At 72.6% G+C, this 21,003-nt stretch carries 17 protein-coding genes; 2 read left to right on the forward strand and 15 right to left on the reverse strand.

Features of this window, described 5'->3' with window-relative positions:
- Positions 1–184 precede the first annotated feature (184 nt).
- Both ACGFZ2_RS23620 and ACGFZ2_RS23625 read right to left on the reverse strand, forming a co-directional pair.
- Entirely contained in the window at positions 185–565 is a 381-nt protein-coding gene (locus ACGFZ2_RS23620; RefSeq protein ID WP_393263530.1) for a VOC family protein, read from the reverse strand.
- Positions 566–893: 328 nt separating this feature from the next.
- Entirely contained in the window at positions 894–1,253 is a 360-nt protein-coding gene (locus ACGFZ2_RS23625; protein ID WP_393263531.1) for an ArsR/SmtB family transcription factor, read from the reverse strand.
- A 66-nt stretch (positions 1,254–1,319) separates the two neighbouring features.
- On the opposite strand from ACGFZ2_RS23625, the gene ACGFZ2_RS23630 reads away from it, so the two are divergent.
- The gene (locus tag ACGFZ2_RS23630) at positions 1,320–2,426 is read left to right on the forward strand and encodes a cation diffusion facilitator family transporter (RefSeq protein ID WP_393263533.1); all 1,107 of its coding nucleotides are present in this window, start codon (positions 1,320–1,322) and stop codon (positions 2,424–2,426) included.
- 230 nt (positions 2,427–2,656) lie between these two features.
- Here the strand turns inward: ACGFZ2_RS23630 and ACGFZ2_RS23635 are convergent, their stop codons facing one another.
- From ACGFZ2_RS23635 to ACGFZ2_RS23680, 10 genes are all read right to left on the reverse strand, one after another.
- Complete coding sequence (locus ACGFZ2_RS23635) at positions 2,657–4,180, reverse strand: aldehyde dehydrogenase (NADP(+)) (protein WP_393456885.1); 1,524 nt, start codon at positions 4,178–4,180, stop codon at positions 2,657–2,659.
- The gene (locus ACGFZ2_RS23640; RefSeq protein ID WP_393456888.1) at positions 4,173–5,651 is read right to left on the reverse strand and encodes an NAD(P)/FAD-dependent oxidoreductase; all 1,479 of its coding nucleotides are present in this window, start codon (positions 5,649–5,651) and stop codon (positions 4,173–4,175) included. Before ACGFZ2_RS23640 ends, ACGFZ2_RS23635 begins: the two co-directional genes overlap by 8 nt.
- Positions 5,644–5,943, reverse strand: a complete 300-nt coding sequence (locus ACGFZ2_RS23645; RefSeq protein ID WP_393456891.1) for a (2Fe-2S)-binding protein — start codon at positions 5,941–5,943, stop codon at positions 5,644–5,646. Before ACGFZ2_RS23645 ends, ACGFZ2_RS23640 begins: the two co-directional genes overlap by 8 nt.
- Positions 5,940–7,097, reverse strand: coding sequence for an NAD(P)/FAD-dependent oxidoreductase (locus ACGFZ2_RS23650; protein WP_393456894.1), 1,158 nt, complete (start codon positions 7,095–7,097; stop codon positions 5,940–5,942). Before ACGFZ2_RS23650 ends, ACGFZ2_RS23645 begins: the two co-directional genes overlap by 4 nt.
- 90 nt (positions 7,098–7,187) lie before the next feature.
- A complete protein-coding gene (locus tag ACGFZ2_RS23655) occupies positions 7,188–7,871 on the reverse strand; it encodes a GntR family transcriptional regulator (protein ID WP_393263542.1) in 684 nt (227 codons plus the stop codon).
- Positions 7,868–8,869 carry a proline racemase family protein gene (locus tag ACGFZ2_RS23660; protein WP_393456897.1) on the reverse strand — a complete coding sequence of 334 codons (1,002 nt, stop codon included), beginning with the start codon at positions 8,867–8,869 and terminating at the stop codon, positions 7,868–7,870. The genes ACGFZ2_RS23655 and ACGFZ2_RS23660 overlap by 4 nt, the downstream gene beginning before the upstream one ends.
- Positions 8,866–9,771 (reverse strand): dihydrodipicolinate synthase family protein, encoded by a 906-nt coding sequence (locus ACGFZ2_RS23665; RefSeq protein WP_393263546.1) that lies wholly within the window; start codon positions 9,769–9,771, stop codon positions 8,866–8,868. Before ACGFZ2_RS23665 ends, ACGFZ2_RS23660 begins: the two co-directional genes overlap by 4 nt.
- A gap of 50 nt (positions 9,772–9,821) precedes the next feature.
- Positions 9,822–11,144, reverse strand: a complete 1,323-nt coding sequence (locus ACGFZ2_RS23670; protein ID WP_393456900.1) for an aminopeptidase P family protein — start codon at positions 11,142–11,144, stop codon at positions 9,822–9,824.
- Positions 11,137–12,486: an alpha/beta fold hydrolase gene (locus ACGFZ2_RS23675; protein WP_393456903.1), complete on the reverse strand. Its 1,350-nt coding sequence runs from the start codon at positions 12,484–12,486 to the stop codon at positions 11,137–11,139. Before ACGFZ2_RS23675 ends, ACGFZ2_RS23670 begins: the two co-directional genes overlap by 8 nt.
- Positions 12,487–12,715: 229 nt before the next feature.
- Positions 12,716–13,342, reverse strand: a complete 627-nt coding sequence (locus ACGFZ2_RS23680; protein ID WP_393456906.1) for a LuxR C-terminal-related transcriptional regulator — start codon at positions 13,340–13,342, stop codon at positions 12,716–12,718.
- A gap of 447 nt (positions 13,343–13,789) precedes the next feature.
- On the opposite strand from ACGFZ2_RS23680, the gene ACGFZ2_RS23685 reads away from it, so the two are divergent.
- Positions 13,790–17,368, forward strand: coding sequence for a BTAD domain-containing putative transcriptional regulator (locus ACGFZ2_RS23685; RefSeq protein ID WP_393456909.1), 3,579 nt, complete (start codon positions 13,790–13,792; stop codon positions 17,366–17,368).
- Between the two features lie 109 nt (positions 17,369–17,477).
- Here the strand turns inward: ACGFZ2_RS23685 and ACGFZ2_RS23690 are convergent, their stop codons facing one another.
- The 3 genes from ACGFZ2_RS23690 to ACGFZ2_RS23700 form a co-directional block, all read right to left on the reverse strand.
- Positions 17,478–18,227, reverse strand: coding sequence for a hypothetical protein (locus ACGFZ2_RS23690; protein WP_393456912.1), 750 nt, complete (start codon positions 18,225–18,227; stop codon positions 17,478–17,480).
- Positions 18,228–18,240: 13 nt separating this feature from the next.
- Complete coding sequence (locus ACGFZ2_RS23695) at positions 18,241–19,653, reverse strand: hypothetical protein (protein ID WP_393456915.1); 1,413 nt, start codon at positions 19,651–19,653, stop codon at positions 18,241–18,243.
- A gap of 91 nt (positions 19,654–19,744) precedes the next feature.
- Positions 19,745–20,827 carry a zinc ribbon domain-containing protein gene (locus tag ACGFZ2_RS23700; RefSeq protein WP_393456918.1) on the reverse strand — a complete coding sequence of 361 codons (1,083 nt, stop codon included), beginning with the start codon at positions 20,825–20,827 and terminating at the stop codon, positions 19,745–19,747.
- Positions 20,828–21,003: the final 176 nt, after the last annotated feature.

A 21,003-nucleotide genomic window follows, 5' to 3' on the forward strand; every position in this document is an offset into this window, starting at 1 on the left:
GGCTGTTGGATGCCCGGGTCGTGATCTTGGGCGACTGTCGCCATGACGCGCGTTCCGGCCGGCCGTAGGTGCCGGCTAGCGACGAGGCCATTGGACATGTGCTGGCCGGGCGCCGAACCGGACGCCCGTCCGGAACCTCCGGGTCGCGCTGCACACCGCCCAGTCACGCGGGCCGCGTCCGGGATCAACCTTTGCGGGGCTGGCTCACGCCGAGAATGTTGCCTTCGCTGTCCTTGAACCATGCGCCGCGCATCGTCGGGAACTCTGCGACGCCGTTGACTGTCTTGAGGCCAGGGAGATCGTATTCTTCGAACGTCACGCCGCGCCTCCGGAGGTCCGCCATCTCGGCGTCGAGGTCGGCGACCAGCCAGGCTGCCAACGTGTGGGGCGCCTGCCCGGCGTTGGATGTGGGATAGATGAAGAACCGCGTTCCGCCGGACTCGAAATGGACTGCGTCCTCGGCTTCCTGCGACATGGTCAGGCCCAGGGTGTCGCGATAGAAGCGCTTGGCCCGTTCCATGTCGCTCGCGGGAATGGCCGCCTGCATCGGTGCGTCTGTCAACATGATGGCTCACCTCGTGTGACAGCGTAGTCGGCACCAGGCCGACAGGCTTCCGCTTTGTCCCACTTTGCCATCGTCGGGGGCCGCTCTGGAACTCGCCGGCCCGGTAGTGCCCGCCGGCAGAACACCTGGTAGCGCACCTCGGCGAACTCGCCGCGCTGCCGCGACGACGGCGGCGTTCGCCATGCTCGCCGGCGCGGGCCCCGCTTCCCGCGTCCTCCGGCAAGACCATCCGCTACCGACTCAACCGCTCAGGAGACCGCCAGCTCCATCGACGCCTCGAAAACACACCCCAACCACTTGGCGCGCCATAGGAGCGTTTCCCGGGCGGTCAGTCGTGCTCGGGAATACCGGCCACCCGGTGCGACGCGGCGTGCATGACCTCGGTCACCAGTCGACGCACATGACCTCCCCGGGCGCTGTACAACGCCCGCCGGCCGTCGCGCCGCACCGTGACCAGTCCCGTCAGCCGTAGCTTGCCCAGGTGCTGCGACACCGCCGGCCGCGCCACTCCCAGCGCCGCCACGAGCGCGGTCACATCATGCTCCCCGTCGACGAGCAGCCACATCAACCGCAGCCGAGTGCCGTCCGCAAGCATCCGCAACATCTCCGTTGCTGCCTCGACGTGGCTGTCGACAGGGAGGCGTTGTTGCAGGTCACTAGCACCTGCACCGTTGTCGCGTGCGTACATGAGCACATATTATCGCCGTCGTCGGGGGTACCAACCCCCTGCCGTAAAGGGATGGTGGGAGACGCGGTGAACGACCACGACCACGACCAGGGCCACGACCATCCGGGCGGGCACGAGCACGGTCACGGGCAGGGCCATGACCACCCGCACGATCACGGCCATCACCACGGGGGCCGGCTCACCGCCTGGTGGCACCGGCTGACCCACGCGGTCGTCCCCCACTCACACGACTCCCGCGCGAAGATCGACCCGGCGTTGGAGTCCTCCCGCGAGGGACTACGCGCCCTGTGGATCTCGCTCGTCGGCCTCGGGACCACCGCCGTCGCCCAAACGGTCATCGTCGTGCTGTCCGGCTCGGTCGCCCTGCTCGGCGACACCCTGCACAACGTCGCCGACGCCCTCACGGCCGTGCCCCTCGCGATCGCCTTCCTTCTCGGCCGGCGTGCCGCCACCCGCGCCTACACCTACGGCTACGGCCGGGCCGAAGACATCGCCGGCATCATCATCGTCGCGGTCATCGCCGCCTCCGCCGTCGCCGCCGCCTGGACCGCTGTCGCCCGACTGCTGCACCCCGCCGAGGTGGCCCACCTGCCCTGGGTGGCCGCCGCCGGCCTCGTCGGCTTCATCGGCAACGAACTGGTCGCCCGCTACCGCATCCGCGTCGGCCGCCGCATCGGCTCCGCCGCCCTGGTCGCCGACGGCCTGCACGCCCGCACCGACGGCTACACCTCCCTCGCCGTACTCGCCGCCGCCGGCGGGGCCGCCCTCGGCTGGCACTGGGCCGACCCGGTCGTCGGTCTCGCCATCGCCGTCGCCATCACCTTCGTCCTCAAGGACGCCGCCCGCGAGGTCTACCGACGCCTCATGGACGCCGTCGACCCCGAGCTGGTCGACCAGGCCGAAACCACACTGCGCGCCGTCGACGGCGTCCGCGACGTCACCGCCGTCCGGCTCCGCTGGATCGGCCACCGCCTCCACGCCGAAGCCGAACTCGTCGTGGACACCCACCTCAGCCTCGTCGCCGCCCACGAGATCGCCGCCGACGCCGAACACCAACTCACCCACGCCGTACCCCGACTCACCAGCGCCACCGTCCACACCGATCCCGACTGCCACCCCGGCGCCCACCACCACACCGACCTGTCACACAAGCGCCGGCAGATGACCCGCTGACGACCCGAGCGCGCGTGCACGACATAACGGCTGACCGACACGCTCCGGCGGCGGAGAGCGCCTGACGCGATCCGTGTGGGGTTCGGCCAACCACGCGCAGGGCGGACGACGGGGCGACGTGGACCACGGGTCCGTGGTTTCGCCGTCGGGACGGCATGGCCCACGTTCCACGATCAGGGCGCGGCCCTCTCCGGCCACCGGCCGGGGCACCACCCGCGCCCCGACCCGGTTCAGGTCGTACTGACGCCGTCGACCGTGCGGGGGACGCGGAGCGGGTTGGCCTCGCGCAGCTCCGGCGGAAGCAACGGATCCGGGACGTTCTGGTAGCAGACCGGGCGCAGCCAGCGCTCGATCGAGGTGCTTCCCACCGAGGTCGAGCCGCTCGTGGAGGCGGGGTACGGTCCCCCGTGGTGCATGGCGGGGGCGACCGTCACCCCGGTGGGCCAACCGTCCACCACGACCCGTCCCGCGATCTCGCTCAACCCGGCGACCAGGTCCGCCGCCGCGTCGTCCCGCTCGTCGGCGGCCAGGTGCACCGTCGCCGTGAGGTTGCCCGGCAAGGCGTTGAGCACCGCGTCCCGTTCGGCCGTCGAGCCGTAGCGGACCAGCACGGTGACCGGCCCGAAGCACTCCTCGAGCAACTCCCGGTACGCCCCTGCGTCGAGCCGCGACGCCGCGACGGTCAGTACGCCCGGCCGTACGGCCAGCGGCACCGCGTCATCGCCGGCCTCGCCCGCCCCGAGCGGTTCCGCCACCCCTGGTAGCGCCGCGCGGGCGCGCACCCCGGCGAGGAACGCCTCCCGCATGCGCGGGTCGAGCAGTGGCCCGGACGGGACCGCCGCCGCGACGACCGCCTGGACGACGGCGTCACCCGCTGGTCCCTCGGGCAGCAGGACGAGGCCCGGCTTGACGCAGAACTGGCCCATGCCCTGCGTGTACGAGGCCGCCAGCCCCGCACCGATCTCCTCCGCCCTGGTCTCGGCTGCGCGTTCGGTCACCACCACCGGGTTGAGGCTGCCCAGCTCACCGTGGAACGGGATCGGTCGCGGCCGGCAGGATGCGATGTCGAACAAGGCGCGGCCGCCGCGCACCGAGCCGGTGAACCCCACGGCCGCGGTGAGTGGATGGCGTACGAGTTCCGGGCCGGCGTCGAAACCGTGGACCAGGCGGAGGACGTCCTCGGGCAGTCCGACCTCGGCCGCCGCCGACCGGAGGATCCGGGCGCAGAGGACGGAGGTGGCGGGGTGGTCCGGGTGTGCCTTGACCACGACGGGGCACCCCGCGGCCAGAGCGCTCGCGGTGTCGCCGCCTGGCACGCTGAACGCCAGGGGGAAGTTGCTCGCCGCGAAGACGCCGACCACGCCCAGCGGCACCTTGTAGCGACGCAGGTCGGGGCGAGGTGCGGGCTGCGCCGACGGGTCGGCGTGGTCGATGATCACGCCCAGGTAGGTGCCGGCCGAGACCACGTCCGCGAACAGGCGCAGCTGGTAGCACGTGCGGGCGAGTTCGCCGCCGAGCCGCACCCGGCCGAGCGCCGACTCCGCGTCGGCGGTCGCGATGATCTCCTCGCCGTTCGTCTCCAGGAGCGCGGCGGCTGCGCGAAGCAGCTCCGTACGCGCGGCGCGGTCCTGCAGTGCCGCACCGGCGGCTGCGGCCGTGCGCACCGCCTGGTCCACATCGTGCGCCGTCGACTCGGCCGCCACGCGCTCGCGTGGTCTGCCGGTACGCGGGTCGACGCTCAACACGTCATTCACCGTATCGTCCTCTTTCTTCCTTCTCGGCGGGCGTCGTGTCCTCGGCCAGGGCAGCGAGCTCCCCCAGGGGCACCGGCACGGCGAGGCTGCGGGTGGCCAGCGGGCGCAGGTCGTCCGTCGTGGTCTCACGCCCGGTCAGCCAGGCCGCGATCCCGGCGGTGGCGAGGCCGCACACCCGTCCCTGACACCAGCCCATCCCAGGCCGGGCCAGCATCTTCAGCGTCCGCGCGTCCTCCGCGCCGAGGTGCTCGTGCGCCCGGCGCAGGTCGCCGTATGAGACCTCCTCGCAGCGGCAGACCAGCGTCGTCTCCGACAGCCACTCGGGCCATGCACCTGGCACCGGATAGGTGCGGTGCATGGCGGCGGCGAACCCGCGGCCCCGCCGGACGGCCCGTCGCAGCCGCCACATCAGCGCCCGGTCGGTCGGGCGGCCGCGCGCGTCAGCGAGGGCGAGCGCGGCCAGCCGCCCCTCGTGGACGGCCAGCGCCGCGCCGCCCACACCGGTCGCCTCACCAGCGACGTACAGTCCTTCGACGCTGCTGCGCTGACGGTCGTCGACGACCACGACGAGCGATCCGTCGGTGTCCTTCGCCGTTTCGGCATCGAGCATGAGCGGCAGTTCGAGCGAGGGGGTGAAGCCCCAACCGAGTGCGACGAGGTCGGCGGCGATCTCCTCGTCCGGCCCGGTCGGGCGGCCGTCGCGGTCCACCCGGGCGACCCGGACCGCCTCCGCCCGGTCCTTCCCGAGTACCTCACGGATCACGGTCCTCGTCCGGTACGGGATGCGGTGCCGGGCCATCAGCATCGCGTACCGCAGGGCCTCGACGCCCTTGGCCGGCGCGGACATCGCGCCGAGCGGATCGCGTAGCCAGCCCAGCGTCGCGTTGGCCTCGATGACGGCTGCGACGGTCACTCCGGCGCGCGCGAGGCCGGTGGCCACGGGGAGCAGGAACGGGCCGGTGCCGGCGATGACCGCACGCCGCCCCGCCGCCGTGCGATGCCCCTTGAGCAGGGCCTGCGCTCCCCCCACGGTCATCACGCCGGGCAGGTCCCAGCCGGGCACGGGTAGTTGCCGGTCGTATCCTCCTGGGCACAGGATCAGCGTTGGCGCGACGAGCGTGAGGTCCGCGCCATCCAGCGGGGTGACGGTGGACGTGGCAGCCGTCATCCGGAGCGTGAAGGTCCCGCCAGTGTCGCGGGTGATGAGCCAGACCTGGTGGCCGGGGAGGTAGCGGACCTGGCCCGCTGTGCGGAGGGCGTTCAGGCGGTCCCGCAGCCGGGTGAAGGCCGGCCAGCCGTGATGGCCGACGCGATCGTCGGGACGGGCGTGGGCCTCGTCGTAGTGCCGCCAGTACTGCCCGCCGGGTTGCGCGGCGGTGTCGATGAGGGTGACCCCGAGCCCGGCCTCGGCGGCTTCGACGGCGGCGGCGAGGCCGGCTGGTCCCGCGCCGACCACGGCGACGTCAGGCACGTGTGGCCTCGCTGTCTCCCCGGTCGCCGGCGTCTGGTGTGTCCGGCCCGGCGTCGTCGCCGAGGCGCATGCCGTCGGCGGCGGTGACGAGACAGGCGCGCTGGTCGGGAACGCCGTCGACCGTGATGAGACAGTCGAAGCAGCTGCCGATGCCGCAGAACAGTCCTCGCGGCGTGCCGCCCCTGCGGGTGGTGCGCCAGCTCGTGATTCCGGCGGAGACCAGCGCGGCGGCGACGCTCTGGCCGGGCTCGGCCGGCACGACGGCACCGCGGAATGTCATCTGGTGCGTCATCGAAACGCCTCCTCGTCCTGCGCGAAGCGGTCCGGTGCGAACGGCGTGAGACTCAGGTCGGTCCGCTCCCCCACGAGCGCCTGGGCGATCAACTTGCCGGTGCCGACGGACAGACCGATGCCTGCGCCCTCGTGGCCGCAGGCGTGCCAGAGGCCGGGTGCCCGGGTGTCCGGACCGATGACGGGCAGATGGTCTGGGCAGTAGGGACGGAAACCGAGGTAGGTGCGCATCACCCGGATCTGCCGGAGCATCGGGAACAACGCGATGGCCTTGGCCGCGAGCGTGCCGACAGCGGTAACGGACATGGTCCGGTCGAGTCCGACGCGCTCACGCGACGCGCCGATGAGGATCGTGCCGCCGACGGTCCCCTCGACCACGGGCGAGGTTTGCAGTGCCGCGTCGGAGCTGCCCACGTCACCGACGTACTCGGCGGCGTACACCTTGTGGCGGATCGTCCGGGGTGGCATCGGCTGGGTGACCAGGACGAAGCCCCGTCGGGGTAGCACGGGGACACGCACTCCGGCGCGGCCGGCGAGGTCGCCGGCCCACGTGCCGGCGGCGTTGAGCACCGCGCTGGCCGGGATGTCTCCTCCCGAGGTGCGTACGCCCGTCACCCGCGGGCCGTCGCGGAGGAACCCCGTCACCTCGGTGTGCGTACGCACCCGCGTGCCGCGCTCGCGGGCCAGCCGGAGCAGGTGGGCCGCCACCAGCATCGGCTGGACCTGAGCATCCTGTGGGTAGTAGGCGCCACCGGCGAGCCGCGGCGACAGATGCGGCTCGTAGTCGCGCAACTCGGCTCGCGGGACGTCGCGGACCTCGACGCCGCAGCGGCGCTGGTGGACGGTGAGCTCGCGCAGTGCGGCACGGCTCTGCTCCGATGCCGCTACGACCAGCCCGCCCTTGGCCTCGAACTCCCACAGATCGCCGTGCTCGGCGAGATCCTCGCGCCAGACCCGCTGCGAGTACAGTGCCAGGTCCAGCTCGGGACCGGCCTGTTTGTCGGACACCAGCACGTTCCCCTCGCCGGCGCTGGAGGTACCGCCGGCGATCGCACCGCGCTCGACGACGACCACCCGCAGGCCCGCCAGTGCCGCGAAGTACGCGCTGGCAGCGCCCACCACGCCTGCCCCGACGACCACCAGGTCCGCGCTCACGCCGTCGCTTCCCCACGGTGGGCGGCAGCGTGGGGCTCGACCGCGCCGTGGATCCGCTCGCTGCGCTCGGTCATGCCGCCCCGCTTCGCCTCATGGGGCGTCCTTGACGCTGTCTGCCCACAGACCGCGAACGTGGCCGATGTGGCGGTGCATCAGCAGTTCGGCCCCGGACGGGTCGCGGGCTTCGATGAAGTCCAGAAGCTCGTGGTGCTCCGCCGCCGAGCGGCCCAGTCTGCCGCTCTCCAACAGTGGGGTCAGGCCGAGCAGCCGGGTCCGCGAGCGCAGGTCGGACACGACATCCACCAGGAAGCGGTTGCGGCTGTAGCCGAGCAGGGTCAGGTGGAAGACGTGGTCGGCCTCGATGTAGCCGACCAGGTCGCCGCGCTCCGCCGCGTCGACGATGGCCTGCGCGAGTGCCCTCAGCTCGGGGAAGTCCGCCTTCGGGATCACCGCCACGACATTGCGCACGGTCGGCGGCTCGATGAGCAGCCGCACGGCGGCCAGGTTGTCGAGGTCCTCCTCGGAGACCTCCGTGATGCGGAAGCCCTTGTTCGGATGAGGTACGGCCAGGCCACTCTTCACCAGGTCGAGCATGGCCTCCCGCACCGGTGTGGGCGATACGCCGAGCTGCGCGCCGAGCGCCGGAGCCGAGTACACCACGCCGGGCTCCAGCTTGCCGGAGATGATCGCCGCACGCAGGGCCTCCCTGATCCGGTCGCGGAGGTTCTCTCTGCGACCGATGTCAGGAAGGTCCGGGACCGGCACCGGGCTCACAGCAGGAATCCCGCGGGGAACGGGTCGGTGGGGTCGAGGTGGAACTGTGCCGTCGCGGTGACCCATGCCCTGCCCGTGATCGACGGCAGCACGGCGGGGAGCGACCCGACCGTGGTCTCGCCGAGCAGCCGCCCGGTGAAGCGGGTGCCGATGAACGACTCGTTGACGAAGTCCTCGCCGATGCCCAGCTCGCCCCGCGCCCACAACTGCGCCATCCGGGCGCTCGTGCCGGTGCCGCACGGGGACCGGTCGAACCAGCCGGGGTGGATGGCCATGGCGTGCCGCGACAGCTTGGCGGTGGAGCCCGGGGCCCTCAGGTAGACGTGGTGGCAGCCGTTGATGTCGTCACGCTCGGGGTGCACCGGCCGGTCCTGCTCGTTCACCGCATCCATGACCGCCAGACCCGCGGCGAGCAGGTCGCCGGCGCGGGCGCGGTCGAAGGGCAGCCCGAGGTCCGCCAGGTCGACGATCGCGTAGAAGTTTCCGCCGAACGCCATGTCGTACTCGACCGCGCCGATGCCCGGTACCTCGATCTTCCGGTCGATCGCGTACGCGAAAGACGGGACGTTCTGGATGGTGACCGACTCCGCCGCACCGTCGCGCACCGTCACGGAGGCGACGACCAGGCCGGCGGGAGTGTCGAGCCTGATCGTGGTCACCGGCTCGACGAGGGGCACCATCCCGGTCTCGACGAGGACCGTCGCGACGCCGATCGTGCCGTGGCCGCACATCGGCAGCAGCCCGGAGACCTCGATGAAGAGCACGCCGTAGTCGGCGTCGGGACGGGTCGGCGGCTGCAGGATCGCGCCGCTCATCGCGGCGTGGCCGCGTGGTTCGTACATCAGCAACGTGCGGACGTCATCGCTGTTCTCCATGAACCACAGCCGGCGCTCGGCCATGGTCGCCCCGGGGATGGTGCCCATGCCGCCGACGACGACCCGGGTGGGCATCCCCTCGGTGTGCGAGTCGACGACGTGGAACGTGCGGCGGGACCTCATCGGTAGCCCTTGGCGAGCACCGCTTCGGTGTCGGCGGTGATCCTGGCTGCCAGTTCCGACGGCAGCGGCAGGCGTGGCGGACGGCAGGCACCGCCCTTGCGCCCGGCGACGTCCATCGACAGCTTGATCGACTGGACGAACTCGGTCCTGGAGTCCCAGCGCAGCAGCGCGTGCAGGTCCCGGTAGATCGGCAGGGCCTTGGCGATGTCGGCGGGGTCGCCTGAGGTGACCAGCCGGTAGAGCTCCACGGTGCTCTCCGGGATCGCGTTCGGGTAGCCGGCGATCCAGCCGACGGCTCCGGCGATACCCAGTTCGAGCAGCACGTCGTCGGCGCCGACCAGAATGTCCAGGTCGGGGGCCAGTTCGTTGATCTCGTACGCCCTGCGCACGTCGCCGGTGAACTCCTTCACCCCGACGATCAAGCCCTCCTGGAACAGTTCGGCAAGCAGCGCAGGCGCCAGGTCGACCTTGGTGTCGATGGGGTTGTTGTAGGCGACGACAGGCAGTCCGGCGCGCGCGACCTCGCGGTAGTGCTCGACCACTGCCCGGCGGTCGGCGCGGTAGGCGTTGGGCGGCAGCAGCAGGACGGAGGTGGCTCCGGCTTCGGCGGCCTGTTCGGCCCAGCGGCGGGCCTCGAGCGCGCCGTAGGCGGCGACGCCGGGCATGACGCCGAATCCGGCGGGGGCGGCCTGTACGGCGGTCTCGACGACGCGCTCCCGCTCCTGCGGGGTCAGCGTCTGGTACTCACCGAGGGAGCCGTTGGGCGTCACGCCGTCACAGCCTCCAGCGGCGAGGAACCCGACGTGCTCGGCGAACGCGTCGTAGTCGATGGAGAGGTCGTCGTGGAGGGGCAGCGCCGTCGCGACGTGCACGCCGCGCCAGGGCCTTGCGGGGGTGGTCACTGCTGGCTCCTCATCGATCGTACGGGGAAGGTACACAGTGCAATGTCACATCATCCATGCACGGCCATCCACTTCTCCAGGCCGTCGGCCTCCAGCGGCAGCGCGCTGGACAACACCTCCGGACCGTCGGGCGTGACCAGCAGGTCGTCCTCGATACGCACACCGATCCCACGCAGCTCCGGAGGCACGGTCAGGTCGTGCGGGTGGAAGTACAGTCCGGGCTCGACCGTCAGCACCATGCCGGGCGCCACAGCCGCACCCTGATAGGCCTCCTCCGCGGCTCGGCCGCAGTCGTGCACGTCCAACCCCAGGTGGTGGCCAATTCCGCACACCAGATAGCGCCGGTGGTGTTGCCCGGTGTCGGACAGCGCCTCGTCCACGGAGACCGGCAACAGCCCCCAGTCCGCCAGGCCCCGCGCGATCACCTCCATCGCCGCGTGGTGGAACTCCGTGAACCGGCGGCCCGGGCCCACCGCCGCCAACCCGGCCCTGTGGGCCTGTTCCACCAGGTCGTGCACCTGCCGCTGCGCCGGCGAGAACCGCCCGGAGGCGGGAAACGTCCGGGTGACATCGGCGGTGTAGTAGCTGTTGACCTCGACCCCCATGTCGAGCAGGAGCACCTCGTCCGGCAGCACCGGGCCGTCGCAGCGCACCCAGTGCAGTGTGGGCGCGTGCCGGCCGCTACCGACGATCGTGGTGTAGCCGGGGCCGTTGCCGTACGCCCGGGCGTACCGGTCGAAGGTGCCCTGCAGCCACCGCTCCCCGGGCCCCGCAATCGCGGTGGGGATCTCCCGGACGACCGCGGCGAAGCCCTCGACGGTGCGGTCCACCGCCTCCCGGAGCTGCCCGATCTCCCACTCGTCCTTGTACATGCGCAACTCGGCGAGGGTCCGCGCGACCTCCTCGTCCCGGGTCACGTCCTCGGTGAGTTCTGCGCGCGGCCGAACCTCGACGTTCAGCGCCCGCGCCCAGTCGGCCAGCCCCGGCGCCGCGCCCACCCACAACTCGCCGTAGCGGGCGTCGGAGAAGAACCCGGAGTCACCGGGCTGGGCCGGCGGCGGCAGGTAGAGAGTGGCGTCGCCGCCGCGCAACACCACGACGGCGTTCTCGACCGAGCAGCCGGTCGTCCAGAAGAAGTCACTGTCCGGACGGAAGTCGTAGCTCGTGTCGTTGCTGCGTACGGGCGCCTCCCCGGCCGCCAACACGACGGTCCGGCCCGGGAGGGCCTCGGCCAGGCGGGCCCGGTGGGCGGCAGCCGCCTCGGCGGCGCCGGGCACGACCGACGGGGTGCGGTCGGGCACGTCCCAGCCCGTCGTCATGTACTCCGTGAACGCCGCGACCTCGGACAGCTTCGGCGGCCTGCCATCACGCAACGGAAATTCCCTCCTGCCGTGGAGCGGACGGGCTCGGGTCGGATCCGTCGATGTCGCGGACTCCTCCGCCCACCTCGTTGATCATCTCGGTCAGCCGGGCGAAGACCCGGTCGTCCTCGCGTAGGCCGTCGTGTTCGTACTCGTTGGTGATCCAGGTCCGGACGTTGCCCACCCGGGACGCCGTGTCCAGTTGCAGACCCGCGTCCACGTACATGTCGTCGTGGTAGACGGCGGCCACCACCGGGATCTCGTTGCCGGCCAGCCGGTCGAGGTCGTAGAGCGGTGGCCACTCGTCCCGGACCGCCAGCGCTTCCACGGCGTCGCGAAACGGACGCAGCTCGGCGATCTCCTGGAACATCCAGGGGTAGACCATCTCACCGGTGAACAGCAGCGGCCTGGTCTCCTCGGCGAACTGCGGATGCCTCTCCCGCTCCGCCTGGGCCGCCCAGCCGGTGGCAGCGGCGCCATGTCCGTAGATGCTCTCGTGCAGGGCCGCGAAGAGCGGGTTGTCACTGTACGCCGTCCTGGCCAGCACCTGGTGCAGGAACGTCGCCGACAGCTCGTCCCCGGAGAACGCCTCGTCGAGCAGCCAGTGCATGCGCTCGTATCCGGGCTTCATGCCGAGGTCGATGCCGAGCGACTGCAACCGGCGGACCGTCAGCACATCGCCGTCGGGCAGCAACACGTCGCCTTCGGCCAGCCGATCGGCGATCCGACCCACCTGCGCGACCTGGTGCGGGTACCGCCGGTAGAACTCCCTGTTCTTCGCCTCCACTCGCGGGTAGGTACGCCGGTAGACCTCCGCCGCCGACGGGTCGAGACCGGGCAGGCCACCGGTGACGTAGCAGGCGCTCAAACCCTCCGGAGCCTTCGACAGGTACGTCAGCGTGACGAAGCCGCCGTACGACTGCCCGAGGGTGGACCAGCGCCCGCCGCCGAAGACGGACTTCCGCAGGTGCTCGTGGTCGGCCACGATCGAGTCAGCCCGGAAGCACGCGAGGAAGCGGGCAGCCTCCTCCGCCGTCGCGAACGCGCTCATCCGGCGGCCGTCGACGCGGGTGCTGCGGCCAGTGCCACGCTGGTCGACCAGGACCACGCGGTGATCGCGCAGTGCCAGGCCGAGCCAGCCGGACCGGGTGAGCGGACGGGGCCCCTTCCCGCCCGGTCCGCCCTGCAGGTAGACCAGGCACGGCAGGTCCTCCCCGGCCCGGGTGGGATCGACGATCTCACGGGCGAAGACCTGGATGTCGCCGCGCGTCGGGTCAGACCAATCCAGCGGCACCTCGCTGACGTGGTCCCGGATGCGCATGCCAGGGATCGTGTAGGTCGCGGTGACGGTCATCGGCACCCTCCTCTCGCCGCCGCGGCCGGCTGAGCCGCTGTCGCCCCCGCGGCACCGAACACGATCACCACCTGCTGCGGGCACGTACGCCTGGCCCATCAGTAAGGTGTGCCATTGCACTGATCGTAGGTGGAGATCCGGTATCTGCCAAGCCGGACGCCCGTACGGCCCCCACCAACCGGGCACCGCCGGAGACGCTCCCTCGGAACCAACGGCGCCATACGCACAGTCAGATCAGGCCCTCGCGCACCGCGTACGCCACCGCGTGGGTGCGGTTGCGCAGCTGGAACCGCGTGGTGATGTCGTGCAGCACGTTCTTGACGGTCCGCTCGGAGTAGCTGAGCCGGGTGGCCACCTCCCGGGTGTCCATCCCGTCGGCGACCAGCCGCAGCACCTGACTCTCCCGGTGGGACAGCCCGTTGACGTCGATGCCGCGCGGGGCGAGCACCGTCTGCTGCAACCGGGTGACCTGCTTGACCAGCCGGCCGAGCACCTCCGGCGGCATCGCGGCACCCCCGGAGGCGGTGCTGACGACGAGCTGCGCCAGCCGGTGACTGGTCGCCTCGGCCCGTGAGGCGAGGGAGCGTACCCCCAGCTCCACGGCGGGGATCAGGGCCGTGTCCGACTCGACGGCGGCGACCAGCACGAAACGCCGGCAGCCCAGCCGGCGGACCGCCCGGATCAGGTCCAGTGCCTCCTGGTCGAGCGTGTCGGCGGCGACCACGCCGACGGTCTCGGCGGTGATCCGATCCTCGGGGACGACCTCGATCTCCATCCGCCCGCGCAGGGCCGCGGTGATGCCGGCCGTGGAGATCGGGTCGGGGGTACGAATGTGTGCCTGCGCACGTCCGGTCATGACGGTTCCTTAGCCTGTGGGGTCGAACGAGCATCGGGGGTACGCGACACGGTCGCCGGGTTGCGGGCCGGCCGTCGGGTCGCGGAGTGGCGGTGTCTCGGGTGACGGGCGGGACCAGCCGGCGATGGTGATCCGACCCGGCCTAAACGGTAGAGAACCCGGTGGCCCGGGGACTGGCAGCGCACTGGACGCGACCGGACGGCGGTCCTGTCCATCGCCTCCCTGTCGAGCTGCGGAGTTGCCCGTCCGGGCAACGACGGGCTGGACGGGCACCGGCAGAAACCGGCAGAACGGTTACCCGGGCGGATGGTCCACGCTCCGTGCTCGGTCCGTCTACGCTCCACTGTGGTTACTGGCCGGTTTCGCTGGATCACCTGACCCCGAACCGCCAGGATCACGTGTCGGTGGTGGCCGGCCGAGCCGCGGGGGCGAACAGGGGACCGGAAGATGGCGGAGAACGGCGCCGAGCTGAGGCTCCGGCGGTTGCGCGCCGGGCTGACCCAGGAGGAGCTGGCCCGTCGGGCGGGGATCAGCGTCCGGGCGGTACGGGACATCGAACAGGGTCGGGTACGCACTCCCCGCCCGGAGTCACTGCGCCGCATCGCCGAGGCCGTCGGCCCGCCCGACCCGGAGCCACCCGGCCCGGAGCCGCCCGGCGGGACGGGGTCGCTACGCATCGGCGTGCTCGGTCCGTTGACCCTGCGGGTGGGCGCGGAGCCGGTCGCGCTGGGCTCGGGACGGCAGCGGATGCTGCTCGGTCTGCTCGCCCTGCATCCGGAGACGACCGTCTCCCGGCAGGAGATCGTCGACGTCCTCTGGGGCCACGATCCGCCGGACAGCTGCCTGAACCTGGTGCACACCTACGTGGCCCGGCTCCGCCGGGCGCTCGCCCACCCCGGCGGCGGGACGAGCGGCGGCAGGGCGAACGGCATTGCCGGGGCGGGCGGGAGCGGTGGGGCGACCAGCGGCGGCGGCACGACCATCGTGCACGCCGGTGGCGGCTACCAACTGCGCGTCGGCCCCCGGCAGCTCGACCTGACCCGGTTCACCGCCCTGATCGGTCGGGCCGAGGGCAGTGTGGCCGGTGACCTGCCGAGCCTGGACCGCCTGGCCGAGGCGCTGGCCCTGTGGCGGGGACCGGTCCTGACCGACCTCGGGCCCGGCCTGGCCCAGCATCCGACCGCCGCCGCCCTGAACCGCCGCCGGATCGCCACCGCCGTCACGTACGCCACGCTCGCCGTGGAGCTGGGCCTGCCGGACCGGGCGGTCCGCGAGCTCAGCGCGGTGGCCAGCCACGAGCCGCTGCACGAGCAGGTGCACGCCCGACTGATGCTCGCCCTCGCCGCCTGCGGCCAGCAGGCCCGGGCGCTGACCCTGCATCGGAAACTACGGGACCGCCTCGCCGACCAGCTCGGGGTGGAGCCCGGCCCGGAACTGCGCGAGGCGCAGCTACGCATCCTCCGGCAGGACCTGCCGGTGATCGTGCCTCGGGCCGGGACGGCCGCCTCGGCTCCGCCCCGGCCGGTCGAGCCGGCACCGCCCCGGATGCCCGACCACCGGCCGCCGGCCCAACTGCCGGCCGACGTCGCGCACTTCACCGGCCGGAGCAGCCAGATGGCCGCACTCGACACCCTGCTGGCCGCGTCGACCGGCGCCAGCGGGCCGGTCGTCGTCGCCACGATCACGGGCATGGCCGGGGTGGGCAAGACCGCTCTGGCGGTGCACTGGGCCCACCGGGTGCGGCAGCACTTCCCGGACGGGCAGCTCTACGTCAACCTGCGGGGCTACTCGACGGCCAACCCGGTCCGCGAGGGCGAGGCGCTCGCCGGGTTCCTGCACGCGCTGGGCGTGCCGGCCGAGCAGATCCCGGTCGACCCGGGCCAGGCCGCCGCGCTGCTGCGTACCCTGCTCGACGGCCGCCGGATGCTCCTGGTGCTCGACAACGCGGCGAGCGCCGACCAGGTCCGACCGCTGCTGCCCGGCACCCCCGGCTGCCTGGCACTGGTCACCAGCCGGGACCGGCTCAGTGGGCTGGTCGCGATCGACGGCGCGCGCCGCATCGCCCTCGACGTGCTCACCGGGGCCGAGGCCAGCGCCCTGCTGACCCGGATCATCCCTGCCGACCAGGTGGCCGCCGCCCCGGCCGAGATCGCCGAGCTGGCGGAGGTGTGCGCCCGGTTGCCGCTGGCACTGCGGATCGCCGCCGCCGACCTCATCGACCATCCGGGTCGGCCGATCAGCGCGCACACCGCCCGGCTCAGCGCCGGCAACCAGCTCGCCGGGCTGCGGGTCGAGGGGGATGACCAGGCCGCCGTTCGGGCGGCCTTCGACCTGTCGTACGCGGCGCTGCCCCCCTCGACCCGCCGGCTCTTCCGGTTGCTCGGGCCGGCTCCCGGGGCGGACGTGACCGCGCCGGCGGCCGCCGCCGTCGCCGCGGTCGACGAGGCCACGGCCGCGCGGGAGCTGGACCGGCTCGCCGCCGCGCACCTGGTGCAGCAGCCCCGCACCGGCCGGTACACCTTCCACGACCTGCTGCGGATCTACGCGGTGGAGCGGGCCACCGCCGAGGACCCGGCACCGAAGCTGCGCGCGGCGAACCGGCGGCTCTACGCCTGGTGCCAGCGACGCACCGAGGCCGCCGCGGCAGCGATCTACCCGCAGATGGTGCGCCTGCCGTCGAGCAGGGACCTCGGCACCGACGACGCGGCGGGGTTCGCCTCGGCCGGCGAGGCGATGGCCTGGCTGGAGGCGGAACGCAGCAACCTGGTCCGGGTCGTCGCGCACGCCGCCGAGCACGCGGACCCGGCCGCCTGGCGCGTCCCCGACGCGCTGCGCGGGTACTACCAGTTCCGCCCACACAGCGACGGCTTCCTGGCGGCGACCCACGCGCTGCGCGCCGCGCAGACCGCCGGCGACGAGGCGGGCGAGGCCGCGAGCCGGCTGGGACTGGCCAGCCTGCACCTACGCCGCAGCGAGTACCGGGTGGGCCTGGAACACGCCACCGCGATGATCGACGCGGCCATCCGGGCGGACTGGCCCGAAGGGCTGGCGGCGGCGTACGGCACCTGCGGGTTGATGCACCTGCGGGCCGGGCGGCTGGCCGACGCGGCGGAGCTGACCCGACGGGCGGTGGAGATCCACGAACGGCTCGGCGGAGCCGAGCGGTTGAGCACCAGTCTCGGCAACCTCGGGGTCATCTACCGCGACATGGGTCGGCTACGCGAGGCCGAGGAGGTCTTCCGGCAGGGGCTGGCGCTGACCCGGCGTACCGGCATGCGGATGAACACGGGAATCAGCCTGAGCAACCTCGGGGACGTCGAGTACGCCCTCGGCCGGTACGACGATGCCCTGGCCCACCTCGGCGAGGCCCTGGAGGTGAGCCGGGAGACCGGTTACCGGCCGACGGAGGTGGAGAGCCTGCGGCGACTGGCCGCGCTGCACGTGCACGCGGACGACCTGGTCCGGGCGGCCGAACTGGCCGAGGCCGCACTGGCCCTGGCCGAGCTGGTCGGCGACCCGCCCCAGCAGGCCGCCGCCCGCAACGTGCTGGGCATGGTGCACCTGCGGCGGGGAGACGGCGACGCCGCGGTGACGGAGCACCGGCGGGCGCTGGCGCTGGCCCGGGCCAGCGGTGCCCACGGTGAACAGGCGGAATCGCTGATCGGACTGGCCGAGGTGCACCGACGGACCGATCCGACGGAGGCGCTCGCTGTGGCGGGGCAGGCGTGGGAGGTGGCCCGGGCCGCCGGGTACCGGGTCTGGGTGGGCCACGCCCTGGTCACCAGGGCCGAGGCGCTGAGCGGCCGGGACCCGGTGGCGGCGGTACGGACGGCCCGCGACGCGCTGGCGACGCACCGGGAGACCGGCCATCTCCTCGGCCGGTTGCGCAGCCTGCGGCTGCTCGCCGGGATCGGCCCGGTCGCCGGCCTCACCGCCGCCGAGCAGACGGCGTACCGGCGGGAGGCCGACCGGCTCGACGGCCTCGGCCGGTGGCGACCCGCCGGCCGGCCGCCCGGCGTCGGGTGACGCGGGACGGCCGGCGCGGTGCCGAGCCGGTGGGGCTGGCCGGTGGGATCAGCCGACGCGGGTCGGTGAAACCGGTCGGCGGTCCACCCGGGCGTCCCGGAGCGCCCCCTCAGACCAGGTCGAACTCGCGGGCCAGGTACTGGAACCTCTCGACGGTGAGCACGGTGGCCAGGATCAGTTCGTCCTCGGCCGAGAGGTCGTCCACCTCGTCGTCGAGCACCTTGGCGAGGACCTGCCGGGCGGCGTCCGGGTCGACGTGGGTCAGCGGCTCCTGCCGCGTGAGGTCCGGCTGGTCGGCGGTTCCGGTCTCCGGGTCGAACACGGCGGTCGGGTCGTACTCCGCCGCCGGGTGGTGGCCGCCGGACGGGTCGAGCCCGGTGTCGTGGTCGTGGGGCGTCCACTGCTCCCGCCCGGTGGTCCACTGGTCGTGCTCGACCCACTGGTCCTGCCCGGTCCACTGGTCCTGCTCCGACCACTGGTCCTGTTCGTCGTCGGACTGTTCGTCGGCCTCCGGGTCCTGGTAGGCGGCGAGGGTCCAGGTCTGCACCACCCTGTCGATCACGCGCGCCATGTCCGCCGCCGGTTCGCCCAGCTCGTCCACGGCGAAGATCTCGACCGGGGGCACGGAGCTGGCGTACTGGTAGACGGTGTCGTAGAAGTCGGCCAGCCACTCGTTGTGCTGGTACCAGTCCAGGTCGCCCCAGTTCTCGCCGAGCAGGCCGGGCAGCAGCTCCCAGCTCGTCTCCGGCTGCCCGGCGAGGATCCGGCCGACGCTCACCGCCGTCCAGTTCAGGTAGAGGTACGCGTCCTCCAGGCTCGCCGGCCCGGTGGGGTCGAAGGTCTCCGGGTAGTTGGTCATCTCGACTCCCCTGTCAGGCCGTCACGGTGAAGTACTTGTTGCTGTCCTCGTCGAGCAGGCGCAGCACCGGATTGCCGGACTGGTCGACGCCGAGCCGGAAGTTGCCGGTGTCGTCGTGGGACTGGGACTTGCCGACCGAACCCGCGTGCTGGGCCCGCCAGGTGATCTTCACCTGGGCCCCGACCTGACCGTTGACCTCCTCGACCCGTGCGCCGAACCGCAGGGTCGACGTCTCGTGGAAGCGGTTCTTGATCGCCTTGATGTCGTACTTGGTCCCGTCCTCGCCGACCACGAGTGGATCCCCCGCCACGGTGTCCAGCACGGTGAGCGACACATCCTGGAAGCTGGCGTACCGGACCCCGTTCTGCTGGACGACCTGGCGGTGGCCGGCCTGGTCCGGATCGGTGAAGTAGTGGACCAGGGTGTAGCGGAGCAGCAGCAGCACCCTGATCTTGGTGCGGACCTGGCTGCCCAGCACGGCACCGTTGCGGATGTACTCCAGCCGCATCGCCCCCTGGCGGCCGTTCTGGCCCGCCCGGGCCACCACCCCGTTGGCGGCGGCGCTGTCGACGGTGAGCGTGTCCGGGCCGCTGAGCTGGTCGAATCCGATCACCCGCAGGCTGTCGTGCTCGTGCGCGGCGAGCGCGTGCGCGGCCTGCCAGGCGCTCCGGGTGATCCGGGTGGCGGCGAGCAGGGACACCCGGCCGGCCGGGGCGTTGGCCGCGCCGATCAGGCTCGGCCGGTTGTGCACCCGTCCGCTGAGCGGCGTGATGCGGAAGTGCTTCTCGGTACGCCCCTCACCGGGGGCGATCTCCAGCAGGCCGTTGCTGTGCACCAGGAACGCGCCGACGTCGTTGTGGTTCAGCGCGAGCGTGGCCCCCATGACGGTCTTGGCCTGGTGCTGGACCCGGTAGTTGATCCGGAAGTGCGGCAGCCCGCTGGTGATCGGCGTGGTGTCGAAGACGAGGCTGCCGACCTCGTTGAACTTGTTGAACGGGTTCCGGCCCCGGCCGGTGGCCATCAGCGAGATGCTCAGTCCCGAGATGCCCCACATCGGATAGTCGGCGAGCGCGTCCAGGTGGCGGGTCTTCAGGTGCTGGCCGGCCTTCGGCACGTAGTCGAAGGTGGTGAACCGCACCAGCAGTTCCACGCAGACCCGTTTCCGGTCGGTCACGCCGACCTTGCCCCGGCGCAGGTAGCGCAGCCAGTACACGTGGTCCACGGACTGGCTGCCCCGCACCATGACGACCTGTTTGTCCCCGAGTGGGTTCGGTGAGGCCAGCATGTCCAGCGGCATCTCCTTCTCGAAGCGGGCGTCGTTGAAGCCGGTGACCTGGAACAGACCTTCGGTCAGTCCCCGTGCCTGGCCGGTGACGAACCCGGTCAGGCCGGCGGTGGTGTTCAGTACGATGGCTGCCTCTGCCACGGACGTACCTCCGTCTCAGGTGGACCGCCGGACGGGTGACCGACGGGGGTGGTCGGGGTGGTGGCGCGGTGGACCGCGCCGCCGGGGAGCGTCACTCCCGGGCGAAGAACTCGAGTTCGCTGACGGCCACGTCGGTGCCCTTCTCCGCCCGGTACACGTCGGTGACCTGGATCTGCACGCTGGTGACTCCCTTGGCGGCGGTCAGCGTGAGGGTCTGCGGCTCGCCGGTGTCCTGCACGGTCAGCGTGTCCGAGCGGTTGGTGGACCAGACCAGGTGCAACTTCGCCGGCCGGTGCGAGGCGGTGTAGTCCTCCGCCGTCCCGGCGGTGACGATGAGCCGTTCCAGGTCGACCTCGGCGCCGAAGCGCAGGGTCACCGTGGGCGGCTGTTCGGCGTCCCAGCGGACCTGCCAGTGCGTGTTGCGGTACTGGTCGACGGTGAGGTCCGGGCCGTGCTCGGCGACCGACGCGCTGCCGGTCACCTCCACCGGCCGGGCCGCCACGAACCGGGGGTTGAGCTTCCGGTCGACCCAGGCGCGGGCGTCGCGCACCGGCGGCACCACGACCGCGTTCACCCGTTCCCGCAGCGGCGGATAGATCAGGTACGCGACACCGAGCGCGAAGAGCAGCACCGCGGCGACCGCGTTCGCCCGCTGGTAGACGCGATGGAGCACACCGACGACGCCACCGCCCGAGCCACCACCCGAGCCACCACCCGGGGCGCCGGGACGGGTGCCCGCCGCTGCGACCTTCGGGCCACGCCGGGGCAGTAGCCGTTGCCACCACCGGCGGCGGACCACCTCGGCGGTACGCAGCGAGTCGCCGCAGCGGCTGCAGAACCGGCGGGTCGGCGGGTTGCCCTCGCCGCACTCGCCGCAGATCAGGTCACCCGGTTCCAGCCGGCGGGTGGAAGCGCGTCGGCCGGTCGTGGCCGTCCGGGGCCGGACCGGCTGGGGCGTCACCTCCTCCGGTTCGGAGCCGACCAAACCCCCGGCACGGGGCCGCCCGGACGTCCGGCCGGTGGTCGTCCGCCCGGCCTGGCTGGCCGGGTCCTCCTCGGTCGCCACCAGTGGGCTGGTGTGCGGCGCGGCGAGCGCGCGCCGGGGACGCGGCGCCGGGACGGGCTCCTCGTCCGGATCGTCGGCCCGGTCCGCCCCGTCAGCCGGTTCTGGCACGGCCGACGCGACGGCGGCCACCTCGACCGCGTCGACCGGTTCGTGTTCCGGGTCCGATCCGGCCGGCCGGGACAGCCCGGCACGCCCGGCAGCGGTCCCGGACCCTCCAGCGCTCCCGGATTCGCCGGAGGCAGGCCGCGCCGGGCCGGACGGTGGTCCGTCGGGCACGCCGGGCC

The organism is Micromonospora sp. NPDC048063 (assembly GCF_043202855.1).
Classification (GTDB): Bacteria; Actinomycetota; Actinomycetes; order Mycobacteriales; family Micromonosporaceae; genus Micromonospora.